We start from the raw sequence: 2,914 nt of genomic DNA, 5'->3' as shown, positions 1-2,914 counted from the left end.
GTTTTGAGAGTGTCTGTGTCATTGCTTCCATTCCCGATTACCCATGCCCTTCCCCCCTTTTTAAGCAGGGCTGTTTAATTCTAACAAAACCCAAAGCCTAGACCGTCAGCCGTCCGCTTTTAGCTCACGCTACGTAAGCATTCAGCCGTCAGCAGTCAGCTGTCAGCCATTCCTGTCCCGTGGCCATAGGGCAAGGCTCAAGCTAAGCGAACAGCTTATTTTATTCAAAATTACGGCGTTGCTGAATCAAGGAATGAATGCGCGGACATCTGGTTTTAGTCAAGCCCCCTAAATCCCCCAATTTTGCGGTGCGACCCAAGGGCGATTTACTCGCCCATTGGAAAGCGCACCGGAAGGGACTTTGAAAGTCTTGTTCCCCCCAAAATTGGGGGGCTAGGGGGGCAAAACCATACCCAGAATCAGCAACGCCAAAATTACCTCAAGTAGGTTGGCCACAAGCCCCTGATAGCTGAATGCTGAATGCTGAATGCTGAATGCTGAATGCTGAATGCTGAATGCTGAATGCTTACCTAAAACCTAAGAGCTAACAGCTGAATTCTGACTAGCTTGCCACTGTTCCAAGTCTTCGATAATAATTGGATGCACATCAAACCAGGTATGGTCACCGTAATACCCTAAGACATACTTATTTTGTAAAAGTTCATCACAAATCACAATGTTGCCTTGCTTGGGCAAATGATGGGTATTGGTAGTTAAGCGACCAGTTTCGTGAACAGTAGCCAATTCCGGAAAATGATAGTCGTTGATAGTATAGGCTTTGCGTTCTTCTTGAATCGCCTCCTTAGCAATGGTTGTGTCTACATATTCCTTTTTTTTCTTCAGGGCGACCTGACAAGCCCCCCGCGCTAGTCGGATTAAATCCCGGATTACACCGCCACTCTTTTCAGATAAGAGCTCTAGGGCATCGGGAGTGAATAGATCTGTTTCGTTAATTTTAGCTAATCGTTTGGTAATCACAGACTTCAAGATATCTCGACCAACTTTGTTAGCAGTTGAGGTGGGACCAGAATTGCGATCGCGTAGCGTGGCCGTAGGCCAATCGCACTCGAATACAGGCAAATTATACAAATCCAAACATTGGAAGCTTTCCATGGGTTGGCGAAAGCTAGGGGAATATCGTAAAGAAATTGGAATCGTGTAGATGATATGACACTCTAATTCTGTGAGGAGCGGACTAGCAAACATTTCCAGAGCGGTTCTCAAATCATGGCGATCGAGACCATCTACAATTACTAGTAATTTTTGGTTGCGGTCTTTTTCAGCAGCTTTAATAATATCGTTGACGCGAGCAATGATGTCACTAACAGCAGGACGAACGTTAAGGGTTTTGGTCATATCCCGAGTTAATCCCCGTTTCAGAATTAACCCCAATTTTTTTAAAACCTCTGGTAATTCTAACTGTTCAGTATCTGTTTCTTTATCTTGATAAATTACTGTTGTCAGGCTATTTTCTAAATCATCCAGTAAGCGCTGATCCCGATTTGACCACCAGCCTGGTTTAATGGCTTGGCGACAAACCTCCATTCCAATCAACACCACCACCTCAGCATAACCAATATTATACCGGTCGAGAGCTGTTGCCGTATCAACCCAGATTACAGCATAATTTTCTGCTAGCTCCTGTTGAATGCGTCGCAATTCCGTTGTTTTTCCACTGCCCCGATGACCGGCTAATAAAAACTTAACTGGCTGGTCTTCCATTTCCAGAATAGGGATTAAATTTTCTACTGGACTATCGGTGCGCTGGACATAAAAATCTCTGATTTCCTCTGGTGTGGTCAGGGGTTGCTCTGGGTTAAAGAGTTGGTAAGCTGGTTTCCAATACTTGGCGTTGCTCATGGTTAATGGGAAGAGGGAACAGGGAACAGGGAACAGGGAATAAAATTTAGATGTACTTGATAACTATGATAGTAAGCATTCAGGGGTCAGCCGTCAGCCGTCAGCCGTCAGCGGTCAGCGGTCAGTTGTCAGCGGTCAGTTGTCAGTGGTCAGCCTAATGCTTAAAATAAATATCGTTCGTGCATTAGCTGATAGCACCTCAAGTAGCGTGCCCTTAGCGCATTAGCTGATAGCACCTCAAGAGCACATTAGCTGATAGCTGATAGCTGTTCGCGAAGCGTGCGCTACTTGAGGTGCTATCAGCTATCAGTTATCAGTTATCAGCTTATGCGCTACGCGAACAGCTTTTGAATAAAACAAGTAAGCATTGCTTTAATCTCTGTTACGTCAGCTAACGGCTGACGGCTGACGGCTGACGGCTGAATGCTTACGATTTTGTTTTTGACGACCATAAACATGATCAGACAATCCTACATACCGTGGAGCTAAAAAATCAGGATTGTCAGGTGTTTTATGATAAACTCAAATTCCTTTCTCTTGGTGCGCGTTCCCTTGGCGAGGAAACCTCGCCGGGGTCGCACCGCTATATCGAGTTGCCCAAATTTACCAAAAGCTTAAACCAGTTAGAGACGCATTTTGATAAATGGCTGTTTGTCCTGAAAAATCTCTCAGAATTACAGAATCGCCCTCAACCTTTCCAAGAGTCGGTATTCAATCAACTGTTTGACGTGGCAGAAATTGCTAACTTTTCTCGCACTGAACAGGATAACTACCAAAATAGTCTCAAATATTACCGAGACATGAATAATATTGTTGAGACTTCTAGACAAGAAGGTTTACAAGAAGGCTTGCTAAAAGGTCGAGAAGAAGGAGCAAAACGAGAACGAGCACTGATTCTCCGTCTGCTATCTCGTAGCTTAGGAGAACTACCGAGTGAACTGCAACAGCAAATTAGTCAACTATCACTGGATCAGTTGGAAGGGTTGAGTGAAGCTTGCTTAGATTTCTCGAATCTTGAAGATTTAAGGGCTTGGTTGAATAAAACTCAAGAGTG

Annotated in this window: 2 protein-coding genes and 1 pseudogene; 1 reads left to right on the top strand and 2 read right to left on the bottom strand. The window is 44.4% G+C overall.

The genetic code is table 11. From position 1 onward, the window contains the following. Positions 1-537: 537 nt before the first annotated feature. Together F6K37_RS36965 and F6K37_RS36960 are read right to left on the bottom strand one after the other, a co-directional pair. Positions 538-1,860 (bottom strand): P-loop NTPase fold protein, encoded by a 1,323-nt coding sequence (locus F6K37_RS36965; protein ID WP_287255960.1) that lies wholly within the window; start codon positions 1,858-1,860, stop codon positions 538-540. Positions 1,861-2,192: 332 nt separating this feature from the next. Then, a complete protein-coding gene (locus F6K37_RS36960; protein WP_287255958.1) occupies positions 2,193-2,318 on the bottom strand; it encodes a hypothetical protein in 126 nt (41 codons plus the stop codon). On the opposite strand from F6K37_RS36960, the pseudogene F6K37_RS36955 reads away from it, so the two are divergent. Further along, positions 2,292-2,914, top strand: a pseudogene (locus tag F6K37_RS36955) (PD-(D/E)XK nuclease family transposase); the annotation flags it as partial. The gene F6K37_RS36960 and the pseudogene F6K37_RS36955 overlap by 27 nt on opposite strands.

The sequence above is a fragment of the Moorena sp. SIO4E2 genome, from assembly GCF_010671945.1.
In the GTDB taxonomy this organism is placed as follows: Bacteria; Cyanobacteriota; Cyanobacteriia; order Cyanobacteriales; family Coleofasciculaceae; genus Moorena; species Moorena producens.
This window is presented reverse-complemented; position numbering and strand designations above follow the sequence as displayed.

Bases quoted from the DNA above. Each gene is read 5' to 3' on its own strand.
- F6K37_RS36960 (WP_287255958.1), bottom strand. From the start codon at position 2,318: ATGTTTATGGTCGTCAAAAACAAAATCGTAAGCATTCAGCCGTCAGCC.
- F6K37_RS36965 (WP_287255960.1), bottom strand. From the start codon at position 1,860: ATGAGCAACGCCAAGTATTGGAAACCAGCTTACCAACTCTTTAACCCA.